Origin of the sequence: Dechloromonas sp. HYN0024 (assembly GCF_003441615.1) — a bacterium.
GTDB lineage: Bacteria > Pseudomonadota > Gammaproteobacteria > Burkholderiales > Rhodocyclaceae > Azonexus.
This window is the reverse complement of record NZ_CP031842.1, coordinates 1,347,590-1,372,213: the sequence shown is the minus strand read 5'-3', so window position 1 is coordinate 1,372,213 and position 24,624 is coordinate 1,347,590. Positions and strand designations below refer to the sequence as shown.

The following is a 24,624-nucleotide window of genomic DNA, read 5'->3' as shown; positions in this document are numbered from 1 at the left end:
AAAATTTGTGGAATCCCGCATCACCGAACTTGAAATCAAGATCAGTTACACCGAAGACCTGGTGGAAGAACTCAACCGGCTCGTTTATCGCCAGCAGGAGCAGATCGATTTGCTCTTCCGCGAAATACGCAGCCTGCGCGAGCAGGCGCAAAGTGCCCAGCCGAATGAACAGCGCAGCCTGCGCGATGAACTGCCGCCGCATTACTGAGCATGTCGGCACAACCCGCGTTCGTGGTCATCTACCACGCTGACTGTCTTGATGGCTTCGGTGCCGCCTACGCGGCCTGGCGCCACTTTGGGGACACCGCCACCTATTGGCCAATGCACCATGGCGATACTTGGTCGCTCGACGATATTGCCGGCCGCGCCGTTTTCATCATCGACTTCTCCTATCCGCCTGAAAGGCTCGAAGCGATGGCCGCAGTTGCGGCTTCGGTCACCCAGATCGACCACCATGCGTCGGCGCTGCACGCCTGGGGCAGCAAACTGCAGATCGACGAAAACGGCATGCGCAGTTACCAGCACCCAACACTGCCGCTGCGTGTCGCCTTCAATCTGGAAAAGTCCGGGGCCCGTCTAGCCTGGGAGCATTTTCACCCCGACCTGCCGACGCCACTGGCCCTGCGCCATATCGAAGAGCAGGACATGTGGCGCTTCACCCTGCCCGGCACCCGCCCCTTCTGCCGCGCCCTGCGCCTCCTGCCCTTCGATTTCGCCGCCTGGCACCAACTGGTCACCGAGACTACCGACGAATCCACTCCGCGTTACCGCGAAACGCTGGTTCAGGGTGCTGCCATCGAACAGTTTTATCAGCAGGAAATCACGCGCATGGCGCAGAGTGCGTTGCGCCGTCCGGCCGACCTTCGCGGCGAACCGGTCGATGCCCTGCAGGCACTGCGCCACGGCCAGGAAGTCGTCACCCATGATGATCAGGCCTGGCTGGCGGTGCGCGGTGTTGCCATCAATGCCAGCCCGCTGTTTGCCTCGGAACTGGGCAATGAACTAGCCGGACAGAGCGGCAGTTTCGGGCTGATCTGGCAATTGTCGAGCGATGGCGAAGTGAAGGCTTCGCTGCGGTCAAAGGGGAAGACCCTCGATGTGTCGGTCATCGCCACGCGCTATGGCGGCGGCGGCCATCCGAATGCAGCAGGCTTTCGCATGCCGGCCGAACAGTTTTTCAGCGAAGTGCTGAAAATGGTGCCCAGGAAGGGACTCGAACCCCCACACCTTTCGGCGCCAGAACCTAAATCTGGTGCGTCTACCAATTTCGCCACCTGGGCAGGCGGGGCGAATTCTAGCACCGACTAAGCCTCACCCTCCAGAACAGATTCCCATGTCCGTCGATCATTACGAAAACTTTCCTGTCGCCTCACTACTGCTAACGCCCGAACTGCGCCGGCCGATCAAGGTGATCTACCGCTTCGCCCGCAGCGCCGACGATATTGCGGACGAAGGCGATGCCACACCGGCCCAAAGGCTGGCCGCCCTGAACGCCTACCGGGACGAACTAACGCGCATTGAAGCCGGCGGCACGCCGCAAACGCCGCTGTTCGTCGCGCTGGCCGAGGTCATCGCTGCGTATAACCTGCCCATCCAGCTCTGCCGCGACCTGCTCGACGCCTTTGCCCAGGATGTGGTCAAGACGCGCTATGCCGATTACCCGGAACTGCTCGATTACTGCCGCCGCTCGGCCAACCCGGTTGGACGACTGGTGCTGCACCTGTTCGGGCGGACCGAGCCGAAACACCTCGACCAGTCCGACTGCATTTGCACCGCCCTGCAATTGATCAATTTCTGGCAGGACGTCGCCATCGATTGGCAAAAAGACCGGGTATACATCCCGCAAACCGATTTCCCGCATTTTCGCGTCACCGAGGATGACATCGCCAACCACCGCTGGTCGGCCAATTGGGCGGCCCTCATGGATTTCGAGATCGACCGGGCAGCCGCCCTGATGAAGCGTGGCTCCCCGCTCGTCCATGCCCTGCCCGGCCGCCTTGGCTGGGAAATCCGCCTGACCGTGCAGGGCGGGCTGCGCATCCTCGAACGCCTGCGCCAGGTGCGCGGCGACGTGTTCACACGGCGGCCAAAGCTGGGCAAATGGGATTGGCTGGTGCTCGCCGGTCGATCCATTAGAATGTGAGCCTATGAATCCCGACCAATACTGCCAGGAGAAGTGCGCCGCCAGCGGCTCCTCCTTCTACTACAGCTTTCTCTTCCTTCCCCTTGAACGGCGCCGCGCCATCATGGCACTCTACGCTTTCTGCCGCGAGGTCGATGATGTCGTCGATGAATGCAACGATGTGTCGATTGCCTCGACCAAGCTCGCCTGGTGGCGGCAGGAAGTCGAACGGATTGCCGACGGCCAGCCACAACACCCGGTCGGTCTGGCCCTCAGGGGCCTCGACAAAAGCATCCATCTGCCCAAGGAGCAGTTGCTCGAAATCATCGACGGCATGGAGATGGACCTGACCCAGTCGCGCTATCTCGACTTCAAGGGCCTGTCGCTTTACTGCTACCGTGTCGCCAGCGTCGTCGGCCTGCTCGCCGCCGAAATCTTCGGCTATACCGACCGCCAGACGCAAAAATACGCGCACGACCTGGGCATGGCCTTCCAACTCACCAATATCATTCGTGACATCGGTGAAGACGCCCGGCGCGGCCGCATTTACATCCCGATGGATGAACTCAAACGTTTCAACGTGCCGGCCGTCGACATCCTCAACGGCAAGTATTCCGATAATTTCACGGCGCTCATGCAGTTCCAGTACGAACGCGCCGAGCAGTATTACGAGCAAGCCTTTGCCCAGTTGCCGGCCGTCGACCGCAAGAGCCAGCGTCCAGGCCTGATCATGGCGGCGATTTACCGCACCGTACTCGACGAGATCAAGCGCGAGAACTTCCAGGTCCTGCACCAGCGCATTTCGCTGCCGCCCATGCGCAAGCTGTGGCTGGCCGCAAAAACCTGGATCAAAGGCTAGCACGCCGTTCCGCCAAGCCGCTTGCATGAAATTGCGCCTTCGCCCGCCATACGTCGTTGCAAATCGTCGCCATAGCAATGACTATGGCTGCGGTTTACGCCTAGCCTGGCCAGCGAATCCATCGATTTCATCGGCAAGCTCTTGGACAGAACGGAGTACTTCATTTTGAAAGTTGCCGTCATCGGTGGCGGCTGGGCAGGGCTTGCGGCGGCCATCGAACTGACGGCAGCCGGCGTCGACACCACGCTATTCGAAGCCGGACGCGTCCTCGGTGGCCGGGCACGCGGCGTTGACCTTGATGGCCGCAGGCTGGACAACGGCCAGCACATCCTGCTCGGCGCTTACCGCGATACGCTGGCGCTGATGCGCCGGGTTGGCGTCGATCCTGAGCAAGTCTTCGACTGCCGTCCACTGCGGGTCATCGACCACACCGGCTTTCGCCTCGCCCTGCCCCGTCTGCCTGCCCCGCTCAATGTCGCCTGGGGCCTGCTGACAGCACATGGAGTCGGCTTCGGAGAAAAGCTGAAAACCGCCCTCTGGATGGACGGCATCAAGCGCGGTGGCTTTCGCCTGGCGCATGAGATGACGGTCGCACAATGGCTCGATGCCGCCGGGCAAACCGGCACCCTGCGCCGCCATCTATGGGAGCCGCTCTGCCTCGCCGCCCTCAACACCCCGGCTGAGCACGCCTCGGCGCAACTTTTTGCCAATGTCCTGCGCGACAGCCTGGGCAGTACGCGTCGGGCCGACACCGACCTGCTGCTGCCGCGCGTCGATCTCGGTCAATTACTGCCGGAACCCGCCGGACAATGGCTACTGGCACACGGGGCGAAAATCTGCCTGAGCACGCGAGTCGGTCAAATCACGGCCATCGAAGGCGGCATTGAAATCGATGGCGAAACCTTCACCGCCGCCATCCTCGCCACCGCACCCCAGCACCTCGCGGCGCTCTGGCCTGCTGCCGCCACGGATTTCGCCTATGAGCCGATTGCCACCGTCTACCTGCAATTCGGACCAGGCACGAAAGCCGAATTCCCGCTCAGCAACCGCCTCGGCGGCCACGCCCAGTGGATCGTCGACCGGGGCGATGGTCTCTTCGCCTGTGTCCTGAGCGGCCACGGCGAATGGGAAACCCTTGATGACGCAACACTGGCCGCCACCCTCGAAGGCGAACTGGCTCTGCCCGAAGCGACTCTCTGGCACAAGGTGATCCGCGAAAAACGCGCCACCTTTTCAGCCAGACCGAAGTTATCGCGCCTCGATTTCAGCACATCAAATCCGCGCCTTTTCCTGGCCGGCGACCACACCTGGGCCGACTACCCGGCCACCCTTGAAGGTGCTGTGCGCAGTGGCGTGCGGGCAGCCCGAACGATCATATCGGGCAAGCTGGATCTGACGCCATCAACAAGCTGAGACGCGGCGGCCATTCGGCCAATCGGCAGATCCGTTGTCGCCCATCATTCAATCGCCCAGCGGCGCTCATGGCCGAGAAGCGCCTTGGCGGCATCGATACGCATAGGCAAGGGCACACTCGGCTCGTTCATCACCGCCAGCAAGAAGTCACGCGGCTCACTATAGCCACCGCCCAGGATCGTCGGCGTTGCCTGCGCCACCGGTCCTGTCTCTTGCCGCTCGCTGACCGTCATGACCGCAAGGGCACGCTTGAAATCATCCAACTCAATAGGCCTGATTGCAGCCAGCAAATCTGCCTGACGATCCGGATTGGGCTCAAAATCAAGGCCTCCACCCTCGGCGAACATGCCCCCCATGCTCGGGTCGATAAAGGCCGACCAGCGATCACTCTCGGCTGACCATGCTGGGATGCCAGGCAGCCTGTCCGGCCCGTCCGCCAGCGGTAGCAGGCCAAGATCCTTATCGTCGATATCGGCAAGAAACTGGCGGCGCAAGGCAAGAAGAAAGCCGGCGGCAGTCTCGCGAGCCACCGGCTCGGCCAGCGGCAGCCATAACTGAAATCCGGCCGCACCACTGACCGACACGGCCGGCAGAGGCAGATCAAGGTTTTCCCGCAGGCCGTCGAGCAAGCCGGCGACGACCGGCCAGTCTCGGGAGCGGGCGATAGTGACGACCAGCGTTGTCACCAGCCCATCGTGATTGACCAGACCAATACGGTCAGCTGCGTTATCCGATGCCCGGAACAAGCGTCCAAGCTCGCTTTTCAAACGTTTCATGACTGCCCTCACTTAATCCGTCGGCATTCCCTGGCAACACGCTGTTCTGCCAAATAACTGCCCGGAATTATCCTGTTCGTCATTCGAGCCAAACCACCAGCCGCCCCGACTGAATACGCAGGATGCGCCCGCAGCGCGCAGCGATGGCTTCGTCGTGCGTAACCAGCAGCAGGGTCGTTCCCTGCCTGGCATTCAAATCAAACATCAGGTCAATGACCTGCTGGCCGGTCGCCGCATCGAGATTGCCGGTCGGCTCGTCGGCGAGCACCAGTTGCGGATTGGCGGCGAAGGCACGGGCCAGGGCGACGCGCTGCTGCTCGCCGCCGGACAGGTGCTTCGGATAATGCCGGAGGCGATGTCCAAGACCAACGCGTTCCAGCCATTCGCCTGCAGCCACCGCCGGCTTGCCAGAGCCTGCCAGTTCGAGCGGCAACATGACGTTTTCCAGCGCCGTCAGGGAAGGCAGCAACTGGAAGGACTGGAAGACAAAACCGAGCAGACGACCACGCAATCTGGCACGCTCGTCCTCATCGAGCGCATTGAGCGACACATCATCGAGCCGCACCTCGCCCGCTGTCGGCGCATCAAGCCCGGCGAGCAGTCCGAGCAGGGTGGATTTTCCGGACCCGGAAGCGCCGACAATCGCCACTGTTTCACCCGGCATGACCGAAAAGGAAATATCCTGCAGAATCGTCAGCAGTTCGCCGCCGTTATCGACGGTTTTGCCCAGCCCCGACACTTCAATTACCGATTTTCCAGCCATGCGTTTCGCTCTCTTCCTCTGTGCCCTGCTCTTCACGGCCCTGCCAGCACTGGCCGCCAAAACCATTCTGATCATGGGCGACTCGTTGTCGGCCGGCTACGGCATTCGGCCCGAACAGGCCTGGCCGTCGCTGCTCAACGCACGCCTGGCCGAAAAGCGTCTCGATTATAGCGTCACCAACCTGTCGATCTCCGGCGAAACCACGGCCGGCGGGCGCTCCCGCCTTGGCCCGGCGCTCAAGGCCTACCAGCCGGCCATCGTGGTCATCGCCCTTGGCGCCAACGACGGCCTGCGCGGACTGCCGCTGGTCCAGATGCGCGACAACCTGAACGCCATGATCAGCGCCTCAAAAGCTACCGGCGCGCGCGTCGTGATGGCCGGCATGCGCCTGCCACCCAACTACGGACCCTATGCAATGGATTTCTTCGGCAGTTTCAAAACCATCGCCCAGCAACAGAAAATCCCGCTGATCGATTTTCTGCTCGAACCGGTGATCGCCCGACCCCAGCTTTTCCAGGCTGACAACCTGCACCCGCTGGCCGAAGCACAGCCGCTACTCGTCGACCATGTGTGGCCGGCGCTTGCACCGCTGCTCAAGTGAGTTTTGCCGGCGGGTATTACCCCCCGCTCAGCCGCGTCAATCCTTTGGTTTGAGGACGGAGGCGATTCGCGCCAGCAGCATTTGCGAATCAATCGGCTTGGTCAGGTAATCATCAGCACCATACAGGCGACCGGCGGCCAGATCCGCCTCCTGCGTCAGTGAACTCATGATGATGACCGGGGTCTTCTCCAGCTCGCTTATTGATCGAATTTCGTGACAGACCGTCAGCCCATCCATTTCACCGGACAGCAATACATCGACCAGAACGACATCGGGCCGATGACTGATCACCAAAGCCAGACCCATTTCACCCGAATCCGCCTCGAGAACCTCATATCCGGCCTTCACCAGCGTCGCCTTGACCACTTCCCGGATCAACCGAGCATCCTCAATAACCAACACCGTGTTTATTTTGGGCATAGCACCGACTTTACGAATTAGGGACCACCGAATAGAAAACTCGCCGCTTGCGTTTGCTGCACAGCAATTCTCGTTGCTGGAAGAGTAAACCCAAGGCAAAGAATAACGCAAACAACTTTCTACGACTGCCTTTTGCACTGACATGGGCCCATTCTTGATCTACCCGTTATAAAAGCTGGGACATGGCGCAATGAGATTGAAAAGATGATTTGATCTGGCTATACCCCTAAAATAGACGGATGAAGCCTTCCCGCCCTACCGTGGCCGACCTTGCGGCCTATGACGAAATCATCGATGTCCGCTCGCCAGCGGAATACGCCGAAGACCATATACCCGGCGCCATCAACTGCCCGGTTCTTGATGATGCCCAGCGCATCCAGGTCGGCACGCTGTACAAGCAGGTATCACCCTTCGAAGCGAAAAAAATTGGTGCCGCGCTGGTCTCCGAAAACATCGCCCGCCACCTCAAGGAACGCTTCCTCGACCGCCCGAAAAGCTGGAAGCCGCTGATCTACTGCTGGCGCGGTGGCGACCGCAGCGGATCGATGACAACCATTTTCAAGGCTATCGGCTGGCCGGCCGGGCAACTCGATGGGGGCTACAAGGCCTGGCGCAGCCATGTCATCGCCAGACTGGAAGAACTGCCGCAACATTACCGCTTCATCGTCATCGGCGGTGCCACCGGCAGCGCCAAGACGCGCATCCTGCAAGCCATTGGCGATTCCGGCGAGCAGATTCTCGACCTCGAAAATCTGGCCAATCACAAAGGGTCGGTGCTCGGCGTCCTTCCGGATTCCCCACAGCCCTCGCAAAAAGCCTTTGAGACCGCCCTGCTCAAGGCCCTGGCCGGCCTTGATCCAGCCCGCCCGGTCTTTGTCGAGGCAGAAAGCCGCAAGATCGGCAACCTGCATGTCCCGGAAGCCATGATCGAACGTATCCGGGGCGGCCAGTGCGTCGCCATCGAGGCCACGCTCGATGCCCGCGTTACCTTTCTGCTCAAGGATTACGATTACTTCCTGACGCGCCAGGATTTTCTCTGCCAGCGCCTCGATACACTGCGCACGCTACAAAGCAGGGAAACGCTCGGGCGCTGGCAGCAACTGGTGCACGATGGCGACTGGCCGACCCTCGTCGGCGAGTTGCTGGAACAGCATTACGACCCGCTCTACCAGCGTTCGCAGGACCGAAACTACGCCGGCATGCAGGATTCAGGCAGTTTTCCGACCGACGATCTATCCGTGGATGGCATCAAGCGCCTGGCGACTGCCATCATTCACTCGCGAACCGCACAGATTGCCTGACGCATGGCCGGTTTCGGGCTGTCCGTGTAGCCTTCCTCGAAAGCGATTTCACGCAGACCAGCAGCCTGCGTGACTTCCCGCAACTCGCCCGGAGATAGCAAAAATGCCGGACTCGATGGCTTGCCATAGGCTTCATTGCCCCGCATGAAAGTTTCGTAAATCAACACGCCACGAGGTGCCAGCATGCCCAGAAGGTCGGGGAGACGCGGCCGCCACAGGTAATTGGTGACGACGATGCCAGCAAATGTCTGGCCGGTCAGCGGCCATTCAGCATTCTCCAGATCAACTTGCCTGGCGACCAACCCCGGCACCTCGTGCAGACTCAGGATAGCCTCGCCATCCCGGTCTACCGCTGTCACCGCAAAACCCAGTCCGGCCATGAGACGGGCATGGCGGCCGTTGCCGCAAGCCAGGTCGAGCACGGCTCCGCCCGGGGCTATCAGGCCACAATGGCGCACTACCCATGGGGATGGCGGTATCATCCGGGGCAATTCATTGAGGGAGGCAGTCATGTCAGGCATTGTCGTCGTTGCAGAGAATGGTCAGGGAAGATACCAGCAGGCAGTCACCGTCGGCCAGCACCAATTGATCGCCGATGAGCCGCCCAGCCTGGGCGGTGCCGATGCCGGCCCGGCCCCCTTCGATTTCGTCATGGCCGGCCTTGGTGCCTGCACCGCAATCACCCTGCGCATGTACGCCGAACGCAAGGGTATCGCCCTGACCCATGTCAGTGTCTCGCTGAGCCACGCCAAGATCGACGTCGACGGGGTTGCGCGCGACCACATCGAGCGCAGTATCACGCTGCTCGGCACGCTCACCGACGAACAGCGTCAGCGCCTGCTGGAAATTGCCAACAAATGTCCGGTACACCGAGCCCTGTCGTCATCCTTCGTCATCGCAAGCACGCTTGCATCATCAGGAATAACCCCACAAGCTCAATGACAATGAGCGGCCGTTGTGCCAGAATTCTGCACTGCACAAAAAATATACTGACAAGGGGAACACCATGTTGGAACAGCACTATTTAACCTCGCTTTTCGAGCCGAAATCAGTCGCCGTCATTGGTGCATCAGACCGCGAAAACTCGGTCGGCAACGTTATCTTCAAGAACATCCTGGGCTCGGGTTACAAAGGGCGCCTGTACGCCATCAACCCCAAGCACGAAACCATTCAGGGCCAGCAGTCCTACAAGTCGATCGAGGAGATCGGTGCCCGCGTCGAAATGGCGGTCATCGCCACCCGCCCGCAGACCGTCCCGCAATTGATCGAGCAGTGCGGCCGCTCCGGCGTCCGCAACGTCATCGTCATCGCCTCCGGCTTCTCCGAGGCCGGCCATATCGGTGCTGCGCTGGAACGCAAGGTGATGGAAATTGCCCGTTCCTACAACGTGCGCATCCTCGGCCCCAACTGCCTGGGCATCATCCGCCCGGACCTCGGCCTCAACGCCACCTTCACCAAAATCAGCGCCGCCCCCGGCAATCTCGCCCTCGTCTCGCAGTCCGGCGCCATGTGCTCGGCCGTGCTCGACTGGGCCAAGTCCAACCAGGTCGGCTTCTCGTCGGTGATTTCAATCGGTATGACGGCCGACGTCGATTTCGGCGAAATCCTTGATTACCTGATCTACGACAGCCGCACCCACTACATCCTGATGTACGTCGAAGGCATCCGTAACGCCCGCCGCTTCATGAGCGCCCTGCGTTCGGCCGCCCGCATCAAGCCGATCATTCTGCTCAAGGCCGGCCGCCATGCCGCCGGCTCGGCCGCTGCCGCCACCCACTCCGGCATGGCCGCCGTCTCCGACACCGTGTTCGATGCCGCCGTGCGCCGTGCCGGCGTTGTCCGTGTCCAGAACGTCGGCCAGCTTTTCTACGCCGCCAAGGCGCTGGCCTCCAAGTTCCGCCCCCTCGGCAACCGTCTTGCCATCATCACCAACGGCGGCGGGCCGGGCGCCATGGCCGCCGACCGCGCCGGCGACATGGGCATTCCGCTCGCCGAGCTGTCCAATGAAACAATGGCCGTGCTCAACAAGGCGCTGCCCACCAACTGGTCGCACAGCAACCCCATCGACATTGGCGGCGACGCGACGCCCGAACGCTACCGCGACGCCATCATGGCGGTCACCCACGACCCCAACGTGGACAGCACCCTGGTCATGCTCTCGCCGCAAGCGATGACCGACCCGTTGGCCGTCGCCCAGGCCATCATCGAAGTTTCCGACACCCTCAACCGCTCGCTGATCTGCTGCTGGATGGGCGAGGAGCAAGTGCGCGAAGCGCGCAACCTGCTCGAAGCCGCCGGCATCCCGGCCTTCCGCATGCCGGAAACGGCCATCGAGCTGTTCCACCACATTTCCAAGTACTACCGTAACCAGAAGCTCCTGCTGCAGACGCCGGAACCAACCCGCCAGCACGGCCGGCCGGAAGCCGAAGGCGCCAAGATGCTGATCGAAGCCCTGCTCGCCGAACGGCGCAAGGTGCTTTCGGAAATGGAGTCGAAGGCCATCCTGCGCGCCTTCAAGGTGCCGGTCGCCCAAACCATGGTCGCCCGCACTGCCACTGAAGCCCTGCTCCTCGCCGAGCAGATCGGCTTCCCGATTGCCATGAAGGTCGATTCGCCTGACCTCACGCACAAATCCGACGCCGGCGGCGTACGCCTCAACATCCAGAATGCACCGGCCGTCCGCAACGCCTATCACGACATTATCGACACCGTGCAGAAGCGCCACCCGAACGCCAAGATCAATGGCGTTTCGATTGAGCCCTTCCTGTCACGTCCGAATGGCCGCGAGCTGATGATCGGCGTCTTCCGCGACCCGATTTTCGGGCCGGTCATCACTTTTGGTGCCGGCGGTTTCGATGTTGAGATCTTCAGCGATCGCTCGGTCGCCCTGCCGCCGCTCAACAAGTTCCTGGCCAAGGACCTGATCGATTCGACCCGGGCCTCGATGATTCTCGGCCAGTTCCACAACATGCCGCCAGTGGACAAGGAAGCCATCAAGGAAGTGCTGCTCTGCATTTCCGAAATGGTCTGCGAACTCCCGTGGATCCAGGAACTCGATCTCAATCCGCTGATTGTCGATGAGAACGGTGCCATCGCCGCCGATGCCCGTATCGTCATCGACCACGCCGCCAGCTCCTCGGGCGACCGCTACGCCCACATGTCGATCTACCCCTACCCGGTCCACCTGATCCAGGAATGGCAGATGAACGACGGCAAGATCGTCACCATCCGCCCGATCCGCCCGGAAGATGCCGACATGGAGCAGGAATTCGTCAAGGCCATGTCCGACGAGTCGCGCTATTACCGTTTCATGGACACCCTGCGCGAACTGACGCAGACCATGCTGGTCCGCTTCACGCAGATCGACTACGACCGTGAAATGGCCCTCGTTGCGACGATGCCCGAACTCAACGCCGATGGTGAAGACGAAGGCAAGGAAAAGCAGATCGGCGTCGCCCGCTACGTCGGCAATCCCGATGGCGAATCGGTCGAATTCGCGCTGGCTGTTGGCGACGACTGGCAGAAATGTGGTGTCGGCCGCAAGCTGATGACGGCGCTGATCGAATGTGCCCGCTCGAAGGGCTACCGTGCCGTGGTCGGTGACGTGTTGTCGACCAACGCCAAGATGTTCCGCCTGATGACCAGCCTCGGCTTCACCATCCATCCGCACCCGGACGACACCGCCGTCAAGCGCGTCGTCAAGCCGCTCACGGGCTAGGCGCGGTACCCCGCGCCGGTTCGCCCGGCGCGCAGGCAAACAAAAAGCCGGTCAATGACCGTAATGCCGTTCAGTTAAGCCTGAACGGCATTTTTATTTTGTACGCAAGCTATTGTAAACATTAGCTAAGGCTGTTAACTTCTGGCTCGATGCTATCGAGCCAACTTCACGCAACGACGGATGTTCTGCCAGTAGCCGGACTTGACCGGCTGGCTGAACATTTGCCGCTGGCGTGGATTGAACAGGCGCTCAAGGCGACGGGAACGGCCAGTATCCGGCGACGGCGACTTCCTGCCGAACAAGTTGTATGGCTGGTAATTGCCCTGGCGCTGTATAGACACCAATCGATGCCTGAAGTATTGGCGACGCTGGATTTGGCGCTCCCCTCGTCGGAGGAGTCGGCCGTCAGCAAGAGTGCGGTGACGCAGGCCAGACAACGTTTGGGTGTGGCGCCGATGGAAGATTTGTTCAGCCAAACAGCCAGTGTCTGGTGTGCCCAAGACGCCGAGCGGCATGCCTGGAAAGGGCTCTCTCTGTGGGCCATGGATGGCACCACCTTTCGCGTGCCAGACAGTGCCGAGAACCGGGCACATTTCGGAGCCCAGTCGTACGCCAGTGGCAAGGTGGCCAGCTATCCGCAGGTTCGGGCCGTGAGCATCACGGCTATTCCGACGCATCTGGTCGCCGATATGGCCTTCGGGCAGTACGGCCAGAACGAGATGTTGTACGCCAAGACCTTGGTCGAGCGCATCGCCGATCATTCTCTGACCATTTTTGATCGCGGCTTTCTCAGCGCAGAAATCCTCTTGGGCCTTAGTTTGGCAGGAGAAGCGCGGCACTACCTGATTCCCGCCAAATCCAATACGAAGTGGGAATTACTATCCGGGACGGCGGAGGATGGCGTTGTGCGTATGCGGGTGTCGCCGCAGGCCCGAACCCAAGCTCCATCGCTGCCCGAATACTGGACAGCGCGTGCGATCCGTATCGTTTCGGCGAATGGCAAGGTACGGGTTCTGCTCACCTCCCTGCTGGACCGACGCCGCTTCAAGGCAACAGATTTGGCCGAGTGCTATCGTCGGCGCTGGGAAATAGAGACCAGTTATCGCGAACTCAAACAGTCCATGCTCGGCACGGCGCTGACCTTTCGTAGCCAGCAACCGTCAGGGGTTGAACAAGAAGTCTGGGGCGCTTTGATTGCTTACAATCTCGTCCGTCTGGAAATGGCCAAGGCGGCCATTCAGGCCAAGGTGGAACCGACGGGCCTCAGCTTCCTACGCGCCTTGCACATCCTGCAAAGTGAAATGATCTGGGCTGCCGGGATGGCGCCAGGAAAACTACCTGCACATCTGCTGCGCTTACGCATACAGCTTCAGTTCGCCATCGTGGAAAAACGACGGGGGCGTCAATGCCCCCGTGTCGTTAAAGCCCTGCCAAATCGCTATCCCGCTAAATATCTGAAAAAAGATCCTTAACTGAACGGCATTACGGTCAATGACCGGCTTTTTTATCGACTGAAATACCGCAGCGATTATTCGCCGTAGAAATTCACATCGTAAGGATAGGGCTTCTGCGGCACCTTCGAGCCGGCATTGCGGGCCGAGCTGTCGACATCCTGCTTCTTGTCCCACCACAGGGCGCGACCGGCCTTCTGGTCTTCGACCCACTCGGGATTCTTTTCCAGTTGCTCGTTCATCCAAGTCTGGTGATCGGACACGTAGCTGGTATTAACTTCCGCCATTTCGGTGCTTCCTCTAGATATTCAAGACGATCCCGTGATTCTAGCATGGCCGTTCATCGCTTGCCCCTGCCACAACGCGGCAAAATCAATGACAGTCCTGAGCGACCACTCAGTCGACCTGCGCAAACCGTTCACGCAGCGCCTCGATCACCAGGCTTTCACCGCGCACCAGGAAGAACGCCCCTGCTGCATCCGCCCGCTCCTCGAGCACCTCGCAACCGGCAAAGATATCCTTGCGCAGCTGCTGCGCCGACCAGGGCAGGAAAAGCTCAGCCTCGACATGATCGCGCTGGAAAAAATTGATGATCTTCTGACGTAGCCGTGCCACCTCGTCCGGACGGCGCGCGCTCATTACGACGCAATCGGGGTATTTCTCCCGCAGTCCTACCTCGCACTCCGCCTGAGCCGCATCGTCGCCAACATGATCGATCTTGTTGAAGATGCGCAGGCGCGGCACGACATCGGCGCCGATCTCTTCAAGCACCTTGTCGGTCACTTCAAGCTGGCGCTCGAAACCCGGGTCGCTAGCATCGATTACGTGCAGCAGCAAGGAAGCATCGAGGGCCTCGTCGAGGGTCGATTTAAAGGAAGCGACCAGGCCGTGTGGCAGATTCTTGATGAAACCGACCGTATCGCTGACCAGCACGCGTGGCACGCTTTCCGGGTAAAGGGCGCGGACGGTGGTGTCGAGGGTCGCGAACAGCTTGTTGGCGACCAGCACCTCGCTGCCAGTCAGTGCCCGCATCAGGGTCGATTTGCCGGCATTGGTATAGCCAACCAGGGCAACAGCGGCCTGACTCTGGCGTTCCTGGCGGCGGGCCCGCTGCGTCTTGCGCTCGGCCTCCATGGCGAGAATTTCGAGTTGCAGTTCGGCGATGCGGTCGCGAATCTTGCGTTTGTCGAGTTCGGTATGCGATTCGCCGGCACCACGACCGCCCACGCCGCTGCGCTGTCGTCCCTGCGACCCGGCCAGCTTGGCCGCCTCGCGCAGGCGCGGGGCCATGTAGCCAAGGCGGGCTATTTCAACCTGGGCCTTGGCCGCCCGTGAGCGGGCATTGCGATGGAAGATTTCGAGGATGACCATGGTCCGGTCCATGACCTCGCAACCCGCCTCGATTTCCAGATTGCGCGCCTGCGATGGCGAAATCTCGTGATCGACGAGAATCGCCTCGATCTCCGGCAGATTCGCCTCGGCCAGTGACGGCAGTGCCTCGCCCGACTCGTCGTACACCGCCCCGCCATGAACGAATTCGTGAATCTCCTGGCGCTTGCCGACCCCCATATAACCGGTGGTATCAAAGCTCGAACGCTTCTGTATGAAGGTATGGATGACCTTGAAGCCCAAGGTCTTCGCCAATTCGCGCAGCTCGGTCAGCGACGCCTCAAATTCGGTATCGCTCACGCTTGGCAGTTGGACAGCCGCCGCGACGGCATACCTGAGCTTCTGTTCTACATCCATTTGCATCCGGAAGTGCTTTTCTAGAGAGGGAAAAGGCAGATAGTAACCGGCACACCGTCAAATGCCGGCATTGACCAGAGGTTTCAACACGTAAAATATCCATCTGCTGCCCAGCACAATATGTCCCATCACCCTTCGACCAGACGAGACCACCATGCCTGACTCCCTCTACGACATCCCCCTGAAAAGCCTCGATGGACGCGCCCTGACTCTGGGTGAATTTCGTGGGCAGGTGCTGTTAGTCGTCAATGTCGCCTCCAAGTGCGGGCTGACGCCGCAATACGCCGGCCTGGAAAGCCTGTACAAGGAATATCGCAGGCGCGGCCTGCAGGTGCTGGGCTTTCCCTGTAACGACTTTGCAGCGCAGGAACCGGGGTCAGCCAGCGATATTCAGGCTTTCTGCACGACCAACTTTGGCGTCGACTTCCCCATGTTCGAGAAATTGAACATCAACAGCCAGCCGCGCCACCCGCTCTACGCCCAACTGATCGCCGCCCGGCCGGTAGCCGTCTTTCCTGCCGGCAGCGATTTCCGTGAAAAACTCGCTGGCTACGGCATCTCGCCGAAGCAGCCGGAAGATGTGCTGTGGAATTTCGAGAAATTCCTGATCGGTCGCGACGGCGTCGTGGTGCGGCGTTTCTCGCCCGACATGACGCCGGATGATCCGGCTCTCATCGCGGCGCTTGAAGCGGCGCTCAATAGCCAGCCCTAAGTAGACCCATGCCCCGTATTCGCAAACCCGATGTCTGCCAGCCGACCGGTTCGGCCGAACTGGCCATGCTGGACGTCTATATGCCGATGATGAAATCGTCGGCGATCATTTCGGCAGGCCGCCTGGGACTGTTTGAGGCACTGGTCGATGGCCCTCTGACGCCGCAGGCCCTGGCCGAAAAAATTCATTCAAGCCTGCGTGGCACGAGCACCCTGGTCGACTTTCTGGTCGCCATCGGCTATCTGGAAAAGCATGGCGACGCTTTTGCCAACACGGCCAGCACCCGACGCTGGTTTACCAGTGCCGGTCAGGTCGATTACACCCCCGGCCTGCTGTGGACGCATGAGGCCTGGGCGATGATGGGCAGCCTGGCCGAAACCGTGCGCAAGGGCGAGCCGGAACAGACACTGTGGGAGGCGATGATCGAGAAGCCGCATCTCGGCCCGCTGTTCTCTTCCTACATGGGAGCGTTTGCCGCCGATCTTGGCCCCGACCTGCTTCGCCATGTGCCGGTCTCCACCGCCTATCGCCGCCTGCTCGATCTCGGTGGCTCGCATGGTCTGCACTCGATCCGCTTCTGCCAGCACTATCCGCAGCTCGATGCCGTGATCGTAGACATGCCCAGCGCCCTTACCGACACCGGGCCGGAAATCGCTAGGGCGGGACTGGCTGACCGCATTTCCCTGAGCCCCGGCACCTTGCAGGAACATGACTGGGGTGCCGACAACGACCTGGTCTTCTACCTCTCCGTCGCCCACAATCACTCCGCCGACGAAAATCGTCTGGCCATCCGGCAAATTGGCGAATCAATGCGCCCCGGCGGCCTGCTGGTCATTCACGAGTATCTTGCGGAAACCTCGCTCGATGCGCTCAACGCTGCGTTCAGGCTAACCCTGCTGCTGGAAACCGGCACCCAGACGCATCGCCATGCCGATTATTGTGATTGGCTTGCCACCGCGGGATTTTCCGCAGTCGAACGAATCGACCTGGAACCCCGCGAAAAAGGTTCGCTGATCCTGGCCCGACGTTAGCAGCACATCACGGATACAAGCCGCGGATCGCGCGTGCTTCCAGCACCCGGCTGCAACCGATGACGAAGGCCGCCGAGCGGAGCGGCATTTTGCGGTCGGCGGCCATCTGCCAGATGGCGTTGAAGGCTTCCGACATGATCCGTTCGAGGCGGCTGTAAATTTCATCCTCGGTCCAGAAGAAACTCGAGAAATCCTGTACCCACTCGAAATAGCTGACCGTGACTCCACCCGCATTGGCCAGCACATCGGGCACCACGACAATGCCGCGCTCGGCGAGGATGACATCGGCTTCCGGCGTCGTCGGGCCATTGGCCCCCTCAACCACAATACGAGCAGCGATGCGCTCGGCGTTGTAACGGTTGATCTGCGACTCCAGCGCAGCCGGCACCAGGAAGTCACAAGGAATTGCCCAGAAATCGTCATTGCTGATCGTCTCGGTGCCGGGGGCACCCAGCAAGGTCTTGTGCTCGGTCAGGTAAGCCTTGAGGGCGACGACATCAAGCCCGGCCTCATTAACTACCGTGCCGCTGACATCCTGGATGGCAATCACCCGGGCACCGTTCTGGGCGAAGATACGGGCGCTGGCCTCGCCGACATTGCCGAAGCCCTGCACGATCACCCGCGCCCCCTCGATCGGCACGTTCAGGCGACGCCCGGCCTCGCGAGCGGTAACGAAAACGCCCCGCCCGGTGGCATCTGAACGACCGAGCGAACCGCCGAGCGACACTGGCTTGCCAGTGACCACACCGGTGACCGTGCGCCCCTCGCCCATCGAATAGGTATCCATCATCCAGGCCATGACCTGGGCATTGGTATTCATGTCAGGGGCCGGGATATCCTTGTCCGGCCCGATCATGGCGCTGATCTCGCTGGTGTAGCGGCGGGTCAGACCCTCCAGTTCGGACAGCGACAATTGGCGCGGATCGACCCGTACCCCACCCTTGGCGCCGCCGAAGGGCACGTTGACCACGGCATTCTTGATGGTCATCCAGCCGGCCAGGGCCATTACTTCCGACAGGGTCACGTCCTGATGAAAGCGGATACCCCCCTTGCCCGGCCCACGCGAGGTGTTGTGATGCACGCGATAGCCTTCAAAATGCTCGACCACGCCATTGTCCCGGCGGATCGGCACATCGACGATGAGCGAGCGCTTGGGATGGCGCAGCGTATCGACCCAGGGCCACAGGGACTGGTCGAGCAGCGGCGCAACCTGTTCCACCTGTTGCAGGAAAATATGCCAGGGACCAATATTTTCCTTGGAAAGATAGGAAGGCAATTGAGGTGTGTTCATGGCGACTCCTTGGCGACCGATTTTTCATCAGTGTCGCGCAATGAGCGTCTCCTGACTAGCGCGCCAACCGGGCTTGCAGGTATGCTCTCAAAAATATTGTTTAACCGGAGAGTTCCTGTGCCCGCTTTGCTGCCGCAACCCGATCCCGAAGGCCTGCTTGAATACTCGGTGGTCTATACCGATCGTGCCCTGAATCACATGTCGCAACGCTTCCAGGGCGTCATGAAGGACATCTCGCGCCTGATGAAGAAGGTTTACCACGCCAAGGCCGCGATCATCGTACCCGGCAGCGGCACCTACGGCATGGAAGCCGTGGCGCGCCAGTTCGCCACCCAGCGCAAGGTACTGGTCATCCGCAACGGATGGTTCAGCTTCCGCTGGACGCAGATTTTCGACATGGGCCGCATCCCGGCCGAAAGCATCGTGCTCAAGGCCCGCCAGGTCGGTACTGGTAGTCAGGCCCCCTTCGCGCCGGCACCGATCGAAGAGGTGGTCGCCGCCATCCGCGAACATCGCCCGGAAGTCGTTTTCGCACCGCATGTCGAAACCTCATCGGGCATGATCCTGCCCGACGACTACCTGCGTGCTGTCGGCGAGGCGGTTCGTTCGGTTGACGGGATGTTCGTGCTCGATTGCATTGCCTCCGGCACCATCTGGGTCGACATGGCGGCCAATAACGTCGACGTGCTGATCAGCGCCCCGCAAAAGGGTTGGAGTGCCTCGCCATGCTGCGCCATGGTCGCCCTTGGCGAACGCGCCCGCGCCCATATCGACGCGACGAGCAGCACCAGTTTCGCCTGCGACCTGAAAAAATGGCTGCAGATCATGGAAGCTTTCGAAAACGGTGGCCATGCCTATCACGCGACAATGCCGACCGATGCGCTGGCCACCCTGCGCGATGTCATGCTGGAAACCGAAGCCTACGGCTTCGACAAGGTCTGCCAGGAGCAGGTCGAACTTGGCCGTCGCATCCGTGAACTGCTCGTTGCCAAGGGCTACCCGAGCGTTGCCGCCGAAGGCTTCCAGGCTCCCGGGGTGGTGGTCAGCTACACCACCGACGCGGACATTCACACCGGCAAGAAATTCATCGCCCAGGGTGTCCAGACCGCCGCCGGCGTGCCACTGCAATGCGATGAACCAGCCGATTTCCGCACCTTCCGCCTCGGCCTGTTCGGGCTGGAAAAACTGCACAACCCGGCGCAAACCGTCGACAACTTCAAGAAGGCGCTGGACTCACTCGCCTGAACGATATTTCATTTCGCCAGCCGTCACCGGAAAGGACAACCAGTTTTCCGGCGGCGGCAGCGGACAGGTGGCGAAGGGTGTGAACGCGCAGGGTGGGTTGTAGGCACGGTTGAAGTCGAGGCGGATTTTTCCCTCAGCAGCGGGCTCTGTCTTCAAGAAACGCCCGGCACCGTAGCTTTCCTTGCCACTTGTCCGGTCACGAAAAACGAAAAAAACGTCTTGATCGCTGACCGCCATCGGCAATAGCCGGACCTTTTGTCCGGCCAGTTCGAACACCGCCTGATAAGCCACCTCGACGCTTTTCAGATCGCCGCTCACATTGGGTACTTCCATCGTGATCGGCGGCGACAGTGCCTGCCAGTCGGCCTCGATCTGCCACGCCGGGTCGACATCAAAATAGTCCACCCCGGCAAAAGGCCGATGCCTTGCCCAGTCCCGGTCACGCAGACGGGCCGCCAGTCTGCCCTCGCGGTCAACAATAAAAAACGACCAGTTTTCGACGTCGACCACCGTCGCCTTTCCGGCGCTGTCGGTTTGCAATTCACATGCGTCACCGGACACCGGATGCCACAGCACTCGCCCATCCTGCCAGACCAGATCGCCGAGATGCGCCGGTCCATCGGCCAGGCGAACCAGCGCTTCTGCAGCGCTGCCGACACGGTTCACACCCGGCTCCAGCCAAAACAGGCCGGCCAGCCCGAGCCAGCTGCCAGGGGCGGCCAGCTCATCGTGCCTGGCCTGCCGCCAGTCGGCAAAAGCCTTATTTGGCAAAGCGCATGATCCCGCCGGTAGCCGGATCGCAGCTGACATGGATGACATCCTTGGCAGCAAACCTGCCTTCGAGGATGGCCTTAGCCAGCGGATTCTCGATCTGCTGCTGGATCGCCCGCTTGAGCGGCCGCGCCCCGAATACCGGGTCGAAGCCAGCCTGGGCCAGTTCGGCCAGGGCGCTGTCGTCCACAACGAGGCCCATGTCGAGCTGGGCGAGGCGCTTTTCGAGATAGCCAAGCTGGATCTTCGCAATGCCGGCGATGTGCTTTTCATCGAGGGCATGGAAAACGACGACTTCGTCGATGCGATTGATAAATTCCGGCCGGAAGTAGTTTTTCACCTCAGCCATCACCGCCATCTTGATCACGCCGTACTCGTCGCCCGACATCTGCTGGATCATCTGGCTACCGAGGTTGGAGGTCATGACGATGACCGTGTTCTTGAAATCCACGGTACGCCCCTGACCATCGGTCATCCGGCCATCGTCGAGGACTTGCAGCAGCACATTAAAGACGTCCGGGTGGGCCTTCTCGACTTCATCGAGCAGGATCACCGAGTACGGCTTGCGGCGCACCGCTTCGGTCAGATAGCCACCTTCCTCGTAGCCGACATAGCCCGGCGGCGCGCCGATCAGGCGGGCAACCGAGTGCTTTTCCATGAATTCGCTCATGTCGATGCGGATCAGGTGATCCTCGGCGTCGAACATGAACTCGGCCAGCGCCTTGCACAGCTCGGTCTTGCCGACGCCGGTCGGGCCGAGGAAGAGGAAGGAACCGTAGGGGCGATTGGGGTCTGACAGACCGGCGCGCGAGCGACGGATCGCATCACCGACCAGACGAACCGCTTCATCCTGCCCGACGACGCGCTTGTGCAACCGTTCTTCCATCTTCAGCAGCTTCTCGCGTTCGCCCTGCATCATGCGGCTGACCGGAATGCCGGTGGCGCGGCTGACCACCTCGGCGATTTCCTCGGCGCCAACCTGCGTGCGCAGCAAAATATTCTTCCTGCCCTCGCCCTCACCCGCCTTTTCGGCCGATTTCAGCTGCGCTTCGAGTTGTGGCAGCTTGCCGTATTGCAGCTCGGCCACCTTGTCGAGTTTGCCTTCGCGCTGCAGGCGGGTGACTTCAGCCTTGAGCTTGTCGATTTCTTCCTTGATGTGGGCCGAGCCCTGAACCTGCGCCTTCTCGGCCTTCCAGATTTCCTCGAGGTCGGAGTATTCCTTGCCGAGCTTGGCGATTTCCTCCTCGATAAGGCCGAAACGCTTTTTCGAGGCTTCGTCCTTCTCGCGCTTGACCGCCTCGCGCTCGATCTTGAGCTGGATGATGCGGCGGTCAAGCTTGTCCATGACTTCCGGCTTGGAGTCGATTTCCATCTTGATGCGCGCCGCCGCCTCGTCGATCAGGTCAATCGCCTTGTCGGGCAGGAAGCGGTCAGTGATGTAGCGGTGGCTCAACTCGGCTGCGGCGACGATGGCCGGGTCGGTAATATCGACGCCGTGGTGCAGTTCGTATTTCTCCTGCAAGCCGCGCAGGATGGCGATGGTCGATTCAACGCTCGGCTCCTCGACCAACACTTTCTGGAAGCGCCGCTCAAGCGCTGCATCCTTCTCGATGTACTTGCGGTATTCGTTGAGCGTCGTCGCCCCGATGCAGTGCAACTCGCCGCGCGCCAGGGCAGGCTTGAGCATGTTGCCGGCATCAATCGCGCCCTCGGCCTTGCCGGCCCCGACCATGGTGTGCAGCTCGTCAATGAAAAGAATGATGCGCCCGGCCTCCTGCGAGACCTCCTTGAGCACGGCCTTGAGACGTTCCTCGAATTCGCCGCGATACTTGGCGCCGGCGAGCAGGCCGGCCATGTCGAGGACCAGCACCTTCTTGCCCTTGAGCGTTTCCGGCACCTCGCCATTGATGATGCGCTGGGCGAGGCCTTCGACGATGGCGGTCTTGCCAACGCCCGGTTCGCCGATCAGCACCGGATTGTTCTTGGTGCGTCGTTGCAGGATCTGGATGGCGCGGCGGATTTCGTCGTCGCGCCCGATCACCGGGTCGAGCTTGCCCTGGGCAGCGCGTTCGGTGAGGTCGATGCAGTATTTCTTGAGCGATTCGCGCTGCCCTTCGGCCTCCTGCGAATCGACGCCCTGCCCGCCGCGCACGGCCATGATCGCCGCCTCGACAGACTTGCGGCCAAGGCCATGCTGCTTGGCGATACGGCCGGTTTCATTCTTGTCGTCGCAGAGGGCGAGCAGGAACATTTCGCTGGCGATGAACTGGTCGCCACGCTTTTGTGCTTCCTTGTCGGTCAGGTTGAGCAGGTTGGTCAGATCGCGCCCGATGGAGACATCGCCGCCATGGCCCTGAACCTGCGGCAGACGGGTCAGGGCCTGCTCCAGGTCGCGCTTCAGACCCGGCACATTGACGCCGGCCCGGGCCAGCAGCGACGTCGTGCCACCGTCATCCTGGTTAAGCAGGGCCAGCAACAGGTGCTGCGGTTCGATGTACTGCTGGTCACCGCCGATAGCCAGGCTCTGGGCATCGGACAGGGCTTGCTGGAACTTGGTCGTGAATTTATCGAGACGCATGGTTAACTCTCCGGATACTGATTTTCGGTTATCGGAAAGATGGGGCCTTTTGCCCGAATTTCAACCCGGATGGGAAATAGATTTCCACGCCAGAACACAACAAAATCCTTTTCGCATAAACGTATTGTGCTAAATTTATAAATATCAAATTTGAACCATTCGCCACATCTGCGAAAGAGGGTGAAATATGGCCAATCAAGGAATAAGCCTGCGCGGCAAACTTCTTGCGATGACCGCCATGACGGTCGTCGCACTAGCTATTCTGTTCTCGGCACTGCTGATCAACGGCAAGAACCAGATGCTCGACGATCGCCAGGCCAAGGTGCGCAACCTTGTCGAAGCAACCCACGGCATCGTCGCCCACTTCGAAAAGCGCGCCCGCGACGGGCAACTGTCGGTGGAAGATGCCAAGAAGGCTGCGGCGGAAGCCATTCGCGGCATGCGCTACGACAAGGTCGAGTACTTCTGGATCAACGACCTCCAGGACGTCATGGTCATGCACCCGATCAAGCCCGAACTGGAAGGCAAGAAACTCGACCAGATCAAGGACAAGAACGGCAAGCTGCTGTTTGTTGAGTTCAACAAGACGGTGAAGGCCAAAGGTTCGGGATTCGTCGACTATCTCTGGCCCAAACCGGGCGCAGAAGAAGGCGTACCCAAAATTTCCTTCGTCATGGGGTTCGAACCCTGGGGCTGGGTCATCGGTTCGGGAATCTACGTCGACGATGTCGAAGCCAAGTTCCGCAGCGACGCTGTCAAGCTGCTGATCTGGGGCCTCGGGATTGCCGGTTTCATCGCCATTTCATTGCTGCTGCTCTCCAACAACATTATCAAAACGCTGGGTGGCGACCCTGCCGTAGCCTCGGCCATCACCAAGCGCATCGCGGCCGGTGATCTGGCCACCCCGGTCGACTGTGCGGCCAATGACAAAGACAGCCTGCTCGCCAACATTCGCACCATGCAGGAAACCCTGCGTACCATGATCGCCGGCATCGTCGCCAATGCCGAGCAGGTTTCCGGCGCAGCCAACCAGTTGTTCAAAGCCTCCGAACAGGTCGCCGAGCGTGCCAGCCAGCAAAGCGATGCTGCTTCGTCGATGGCCGCCTGTGTCGAGGAAATGGCCGTCAGCATCGATCAGGTCAAGGAAAATGCCGGCGAGGCGCACAGCATCTCGCAGACTGCCGGCACCCTTTCCGAAGATGGTGCCGCCGTCATCCACAACGCTGCCAGCGAAATGCGCAAGATTTCCGAGGCGGTACAGGCCTCATCGATCATCGTCGAAGACCTCGGCCATCAATCCGACCAGATCACCTCCATCGTCAATACCATCAAGGAAATTGCCGACCAGACCAACCTCCTCGCCCTCAATGCCGCCATTGAAGCTGCCCGTGCCGGCGAACAGGGCCGCGGCTTTGCCGTGGTCGCCGACGAGGTGCGCAAACTGGCCGAGCGCACCGGTCATTCGACCAAGGAAATCGGAGACATGGTGGCCAAGATCCAGAACGGTACGCGCAGTGCCGTCAGCAGCATGCAGGATGGCGTCCGCCAGGTTGGCAACGGCGTCCAACTGGCCAACCAGGCCGGCGACTCGATCAACCGCATCCGCGACGGCGCGTTGCGCGTCACGGCCGTGGTCAATGGCATTTCCGACTCGATTGCCGAACAAAGCATGGCCAGCAACGAAATCGCCCAGAAGCTCGAAACCATCGCCCAGATGTCCGAAGAAAGCGCCGCCGCCGTCCGTCAGACAGCCGACGCGGCCCGCCAGTTGCAGGCCCTGTCCAGCTCGCTGCGGGAAACCGTATCCCAGTTCAAGACCTGAGTGG

At 60.8% G+C, this 24,624-nt stretch carries 24 protein-coding genes, 1 tRNA gene and 1 pseudogene; 14 read left to right on the top strand and 12 right to left on the bottom strand.

Features of this window, described 5'->3' with window-relative positions:
- The first annotated feature begins 7 nt into the window (after positions 1-7).
- Positions 8-208 (top strand): SlyX family protein, encoded by a 201-nt coding sequence (locus tag HYN24_RS06465; RefSeq protein ID WP_117608481.1) that lies wholly within the window; start codon positions 8-10, stop codon positions 206-208.
- Here the strand turns inward: HYN24_RS06465 and HYN24_RS16125 are convergent.
- Together HYN24_RS16125 and HYN24_RS16120 are read right to left on the bottom strand one after the other, a co-directional pair.
- Entirely contained in the window at positions 202-525 is a 324-nt protein-coding gene (locus HYN24_RS16125) for a hypothetical protein (RefSeq protein WP_240327748.1), read from the bottom strand. The two genes, HYN24_RS06465 and HYN24_RS16125, sit on opposite strands and share 7 nt — an antisense overlap.
- Positions 526-576: 51 nt before the next feature.
- Positions 577-924: a hypothetical protein gene (locus tag HYN24_RS16120; protein ID WP_240327747.1), complete on the bottom strand. Its 348-nt coding sequence runs from the start codon at positions 922-924 to the stop codon at positions 577-579.
- On the opposite strand from HYN24_RS16120, the pseudogene HYN24_RS16115 reads away from it, so the two are divergent.
- A pseudogene (locus tag HYN24_RS16115) lies at positions 829-1,137 on the top strand (phosphoesterase); the annotation flags it as partial. The gene HYN24_RS16120 and the pseudogene HYN24_RS16115 overlap by 96 nt on opposite strands.
- A gap of 58 nt (positions 1,138-1,195) precedes the next feature.
- On the opposite strand, the gene HYN24_RS06455 reads toward HYN24_RS16115, so the two are convergent.
- Positions 1,196-1,280, bottom strand: a tRNA-Leu gene (locus HYN24_RS06455).
- A 53-nt stretch (positions 1,281-1,333) separates the two neighbouring features.
- On the opposite strand from HYN24_RS06455, the gene hpnC reads away from it, so the two are divergent.
- The 3 genes from hpnC to hpnE all read left to right on the top strand — a co-directional run bounded on the left by hpnC (position 1,334) and on the right by hpnE (position 4,394).
- Complete coding sequence (gene hpnC, locus HYN24_RS06450; RefSeq protein WP_117608480.1) at positions 1,334-2,143, top strand: squalene synthase HpnC; 810 nt, start codon at positions 1,334-1,336, stop codon at positions 2,141-2,143.
- 4 nt (positions 2,144-2,147) lie between these two features.
- A complete protein-coding gene (hpnD, locus tag HYN24_RS06445) occupies positions 2,148-2,981 on the top strand; it encodes a presqualene diphosphate synthase HpnD (protein WP_117608479.1) in 834 nt (277 codons plus the stop codon).
- 165 nt (positions 2,982-3,146) lie between these two features.
- Positions 3,147-4,394 carry a hydroxysqualene dehydroxylase HpnE gene (gene hpnE / locus HYN24_RS06440; protein ID WP_117608478.1) on the top strand — a complete coding sequence of 416 codons (1,248 nt, stop codon included), beginning with the start codon at positions 3,147-3,149 and terminating at the stop codon, positions 4,392-4,394.
- 44 nt (positions 4,395-4,438) lie between these two features.
- Here hpnE and HYN24_RS06435 read toward each other — a convergent pair whose 3' ends face one another.
- Positions 4,439-5,170, bottom strand: a complete 732-nt coding sequence (locus tag HYN24_RS06435; protein WP_117608477.1) for a hypothetical protein — start codon at positions 5,168-5,170, stop codon at positions 4,439-4,441.
- Positions 5,171-5,249: 79 nt separating this feature from the next.
- The gene (locus HYN24_RS06430) at positions 5,250-5,933 is read right to left on the bottom strand and encodes an ABC transporter ATP-binding protein (RefSeq protein ID WP_117608476.1); all 684 of its coding nucleotides are present in this window, start codon (positions 5,931-5,933) and stop codon (positions 5,250-5,252) included.
- Between HYN24_RS06430 and HYN24_RS06425 the strand changes: the two genes are divergently transcribed.
- Positions 5,932-6,534, top strand: coding sequence for an arylesterase (locus HYN24_RS06425; RefSeq protein ID WP_117608475.1), 603 nt, complete (start codon positions 5,932-5,934; stop codon positions 6,532-6,534). The two genes, HYN24_RS06430 and HYN24_RS06425, sit on opposite strands and share 2 nt — an antisense overlap.
- 36 nt (positions 6,535-6,570) lie before the next feature.
- Here HYN24_RS06425 and HYN24_RS06420 read toward each other — a convergent pair whose 3' ends face one another.
- Positions 6,571-6,954 carry a PleD family two-component system response regulator gene (locus HYN24_RS06420; protein ID WP_162888620.1) on the bottom strand — a complete coding sequence of 128 codons (384 nt, stop codon included), beginning with the start codon at positions 6,952-6,954 and terminating at the stop codon, positions 6,571-6,573.
- Between the two features lie 239 nt (positions 6,955-7,193).
- On the opposite strand from HYN24_RS06420, the gene mnmH reads away from it, so the two are divergent.
- Positions 7,194-8,255: a tRNA 2-selenouridine(34) synthase MnmH gene (gene mnmH, locus HYN24_RS06415; RefSeq protein ID WP_117608473.1), complete on the top strand. Its 1,062-nt coding sequence runs from the start codon at positions 7,194-7,196 to the stop codon at positions 8,253-8,255.
- On the opposite strand, the gene HYN24_RS06410 is transcribed toward mnmH, so the two are convergent.
- Positions 8,228-8,767 carry a bifunctional 2-polyprenyl-6-hydroxyphenol methylase/3-demethylubiquinol 3-O-methyltransferase UbiG gene (locus HYN24_RS06410; RefSeq protein WP_162888619.1) on the bottom strand — a complete coding sequence of 180 codons (540 nt, stop codon included), beginning with the start codon at positions 8,765-8,767 and terminating at the stop codon, positions 8,228-8,230. The two genes, mnmH and HYN24_RS06410, sit on opposite strands and share 28 nt — an antisense overlap.
- On the opposite strand from HYN24_RS06410, the gene HYN24_RS06405 reads away from it, so the two are divergent.
- From HYN24_RS06405 to HYN24_RS06395, 3 genes are all read left to right on the top strand, one after another.
- Positions 8,766-9,197: an OsmC family protein gene (locus tag HYN24_RS06405; RefSeq protein WP_117608472.1), complete on the top strand. Its 432-nt coding sequence runs from the start codon at positions 8,766-8,768 to the stop codon at positions 9,195-9,197. The two genes, HYN24_RS06410 and HYN24_RS06405, sit on opposite strands and share 2 nt — an antisense overlap.
- A gap of 64 nt (positions 9,198-9,261) precedes the next feature.
- Positions 9,262-11,973 (top strand): bifunctional acetate--CoA ligase family protein/GNAT family N-acetyltransferase, encoded by a 2,712-nt coding sequence (locus HYN24_RS06400; protein WP_117608471.1) that lies wholly within the window; start codon positions 9,262-9,264, stop codon positions 11,971-11,973.
- A gap of 149 nt (positions 11,974-12,122) precedes the next feature.
- Positions 12,123-13,445 (top strand): IS4 family transposase, encoded by a 1,323-nt coding sequence (locus tag HYN24_RS06395; RefSeq protein WP_117608263.1) that lies wholly within the window; start codon positions 12,123-12,125, stop codon positions 13,443-13,445.
- 56 nt (positions 13,446-13,501) lie between these two features.
- Here the strand turns inward: HYN24_RS06395 and HYN24_RS06390 are convergent, their stop codons facing one another.
- Together HYN24_RS06390 and hflX are read right to left on the bottom strand one after the other, a co-directional pair.
- Entirely contained in the window at positions 13,502-13,711 is a 210-nt protein-coding gene (locus HYN24_RS06390) for a DUF3460 family protein (protein WP_117608470.1), read from the bottom strand.
- Positions 13,712-13,820: 109 nt separating this feature from the next.
- Positions 13,821-15,176 carry a GTPase HflX gene (gene hflX / locus HYN24_RS06385; protein ID WP_117608469.1) on the bottom strand — a complete coding sequence of 452 codons (1,356 nt, stop codon included), beginning with the start codon at positions 15,174-15,176 and terminating at the stop codon, positions 13,821-13,823.
- 148 nt (positions 15,177-15,324) lie between these two features.
- On the opposite strand from hflX, the gene HYN24_RS06380 reads away from it, so the two are divergent.
- Both HYN24_RS06380 and HYN24_RS06375 read left to right on the top strand, forming a co-directional pair.
- Positions 15,325-15,882 carry a glutathione peroxidase gene (locus tag HYN24_RS06380; RefSeq protein ID WP_117608468.1) on the top strand — a complete coding sequence of 186 codons (558 nt, stop codon included), beginning with the start codon at positions 15,325-15,327 and terminating at the stop codon, positions 15,880-15,882.
- Between the two features lie 8 nt (positions 15,883-15,890).
- Positions 15,891-16,913 (top strand): methyltransferase, encoded by a 1,023-nt coding sequence (locus HYN24_RS06375; RefSeq protein WP_117608467.1) that lies wholly within the window; start codon positions 15,891-15,893, stop codon positions 16,911-16,913.
- Positions 16,914-16,920: 7 nt separating this feature from the next.
- On the opposite strand, the gene HYN24_RS06370 is transcribed toward HYN24_RS06375, so the two are convergent.
- A complete protein-coding gene (locus HYN24_RS06370; RefSeq protein WP_117608466.1) occupies positions 16,921-18,204 on the bottom strand; it encodes a Glu/Leu/Phe/Val dehydrogenase in 1,284 nt (427 codons plus the stop codon).
- A gap of 117 nt (positions 18,205-18,321) precedes the next feature.
- Between HYN24_RS06370 and HYN24_RS06365 the strand changes: the two genes are divergently transcribed.
- Positions 18,322-19,449 (top strand): alanine--glyoxylate aminotransferase family protein, encoded by a 1,128-nt coding sequence (locus HYN24_RS06365; protein ID WP_117608465.1) that lies wholly within the window; start codon positions 18,322-18,324, stop codon positions 19,447-19,449.
- Here the strand turns inward: HYN24_RS06365 and HYN24_RS06360 are convergent.
- Together HYN24_RS06360 and clpB are read right to left on the bottom strand one after the other, a co-directional pair.
- A complete protein-coding gene (locus HYN24_RS06360; protein ID WP_117608464.1) occupies positions 19,438-20,259 on the bottom strand; it encodes a DUF1684 domain-containing protein in 822 nt (273 codons plus the stop codon). The two genes, HYN24_RS06365 and HYN24_RS06360, sit on opposite strands and share 12 nt — an antisense overlap.
- Complete coding sequence (gene clpB / locus HYN24_RS06355; RefSeq protein ID WP_117608463.1) at positions 20,210-22,798, bottom strand: ATP-dependent chaperone ClpB; 2,589 nt, start codon at positions 22,796-22,798, stop codon at positions 20,210-20,212. The genes HYN24_RS06360 and clpB overlap by 50 nt, the downstream gene beginning before the upstream one ends.
- A 187-nt stretch (positions 22,799-22,985) precedes the next feature.
- Between clpB and HYN24_RS06350 the strand changes: the two genes are divergently transcribed.
- Positions 22,986-24,620, top strand: coding sequence for a methyl-accepting chemotaxis protein (locus HYN24_RS06350; RefSeq protein WP_117608462.1), 1,635 nt, complete (start codon positions 22,986-22,988; stop codon positions 24,618-24,620).
- Positions 24,621-24,624 lie beyond the last annotated feature (4 nt).

Bases quoted from the DNA above. Each gene is read 5' to 3' on its own strand.
- HYN24_RS16120 (WP_240327747.1), bottom strand. From the start codon at position 924: ATGGGTGACGACTTCCTGGCCGTGGCGCAGTGCCTGCAGGGCATCGAC.
- hpnC (WP_117608480.1), top strand. From the start codon at position 1,334: ATGTCCGTCGATCATTACGAAAACTTTCCTGTCGCCTCACTACTGCTA.
- hpnD (WP_117608479.1), top strand. From the start codon at position 2,148: ATGAATCCCGACCAATACTGCCAGGAGAAGTGCGCCGCCAGCGGCTCC.
- HYN24_RS06435 (WP_117608477.1), bottom strand. From the start codon at position 5,170: ATGAAACGTTTGAAAAGCGAGCTTGGACGCTTGTTCCGGGCATCGGAT.
- HYN24_RS06425 (WP_117608475.1), top strand. From the start codon at position 5,932: ATGCGTTTCGCTCTCTTCCTCTGTGCCCTGCTCTTCACGGCCCTGCCA.
- HYN24_RS06430 (WP_117608476.1), bottom strand. From the start codon at position 5,933: ATGGCTGGAAAATCGGTAATTGAAGTGTCGGGGCTGGGCAAAACCGTC.
- HYN24_RS06420 (WP_162888620.1), bottom strand. From the start codon at position 6,954: ATGCCCAAAATAAACACGGTGTTGGTTATTGAGGATGCTCGGTTGATC.
- mnmH (WP_117608473.1), top strand. From the start codon at position 7,194: ATGAAGCCTTCCCGCCCTACCGTGGCCGACCTTGCGGCCTATGACGAA.
- HYN24_RS06405 (WP_117608472.1), top strand. From the start codon at position 8,766: ATGTCAGGCATTGTCGTCGTTGCAGAGAATGGTCAGGGAAGATACCAG.
- HYN24_RS06410 (WP_162888619.1), bottom strand. From the start codon at position 8,767: ATGACTGCCTCCCTCAATGAATTGCCCCGGATGATACCGCCATCCCCA.
- HYN24_RS06400 (WP_117608471.1), top strand. From the start codon at position 9,262: ATGTTGGAACAGCACTATTTAACCTCGCTTTTCGAGCCGAAATCAGTC.
- HYN24_RS06395 (WP_117608263.1), top strand. From the start codon at position 12,123: ATGCTATCGAGCCAACTTCACGCAACGACGGATGTTCTGCCAGTAGCC.
- HYN24_RS06390 (WP_117608470.1), bottom strand. From the start codon at position 13,711: ATGGCGGAAGTTAATACCAGCTACGTGTCCGATCACCAGACTTGGATG.
- hflX (WP_117608469.1), bottom strand. From the start codon at position 15,176: ATGCAAATGGATGTAGAACAGAAGCTCAGGTATGCCGTCGCGGCGGCT.
- HYN24_RS06380 (WP_117608468.1), top strand. From the start codon at position 15,325: ATGCCTGACTCCCTCTACGACATCCCCCTGAAAAGCCTCGATGGACGC.
- HYN24_RS06375 (WP_117608467.1), top strand. From the start codon at position 15,891: ATGCCCCGTATTCGCAAACCCGATGTCTGCCAGCCGACCGGTTCGGCC.
- HYN24_RS06370 (WP_117608466.1), bottom strand. From the start codon at position 18,204: ATGAACACACCTCAATTGCCTTCCTATCTTTCCAAGGAAAATATTGGT.
- HYN24_RS06360 (WP_117608464.1), bottom strand. From the start codon at position 20,259: ATGTCAGCTGCGATCCGGCTACCGGCGGGATCATGCGCTTTGCCAAAT.
- clpB (WP_117608463.1), bottom strand. From the start codon at position 22,798: ATGCGTCTCGATAAATTCACGACCAAGTTCCAGCAAGCCCTGTCCGAT.
- HYN24_RS06350 (WP_117608462.1), top strand. From the start codon at position 22,986: ATGGCCAATCAAGGAATAAGCCTGCGCGGCAAACTTCTTGCGATGACC.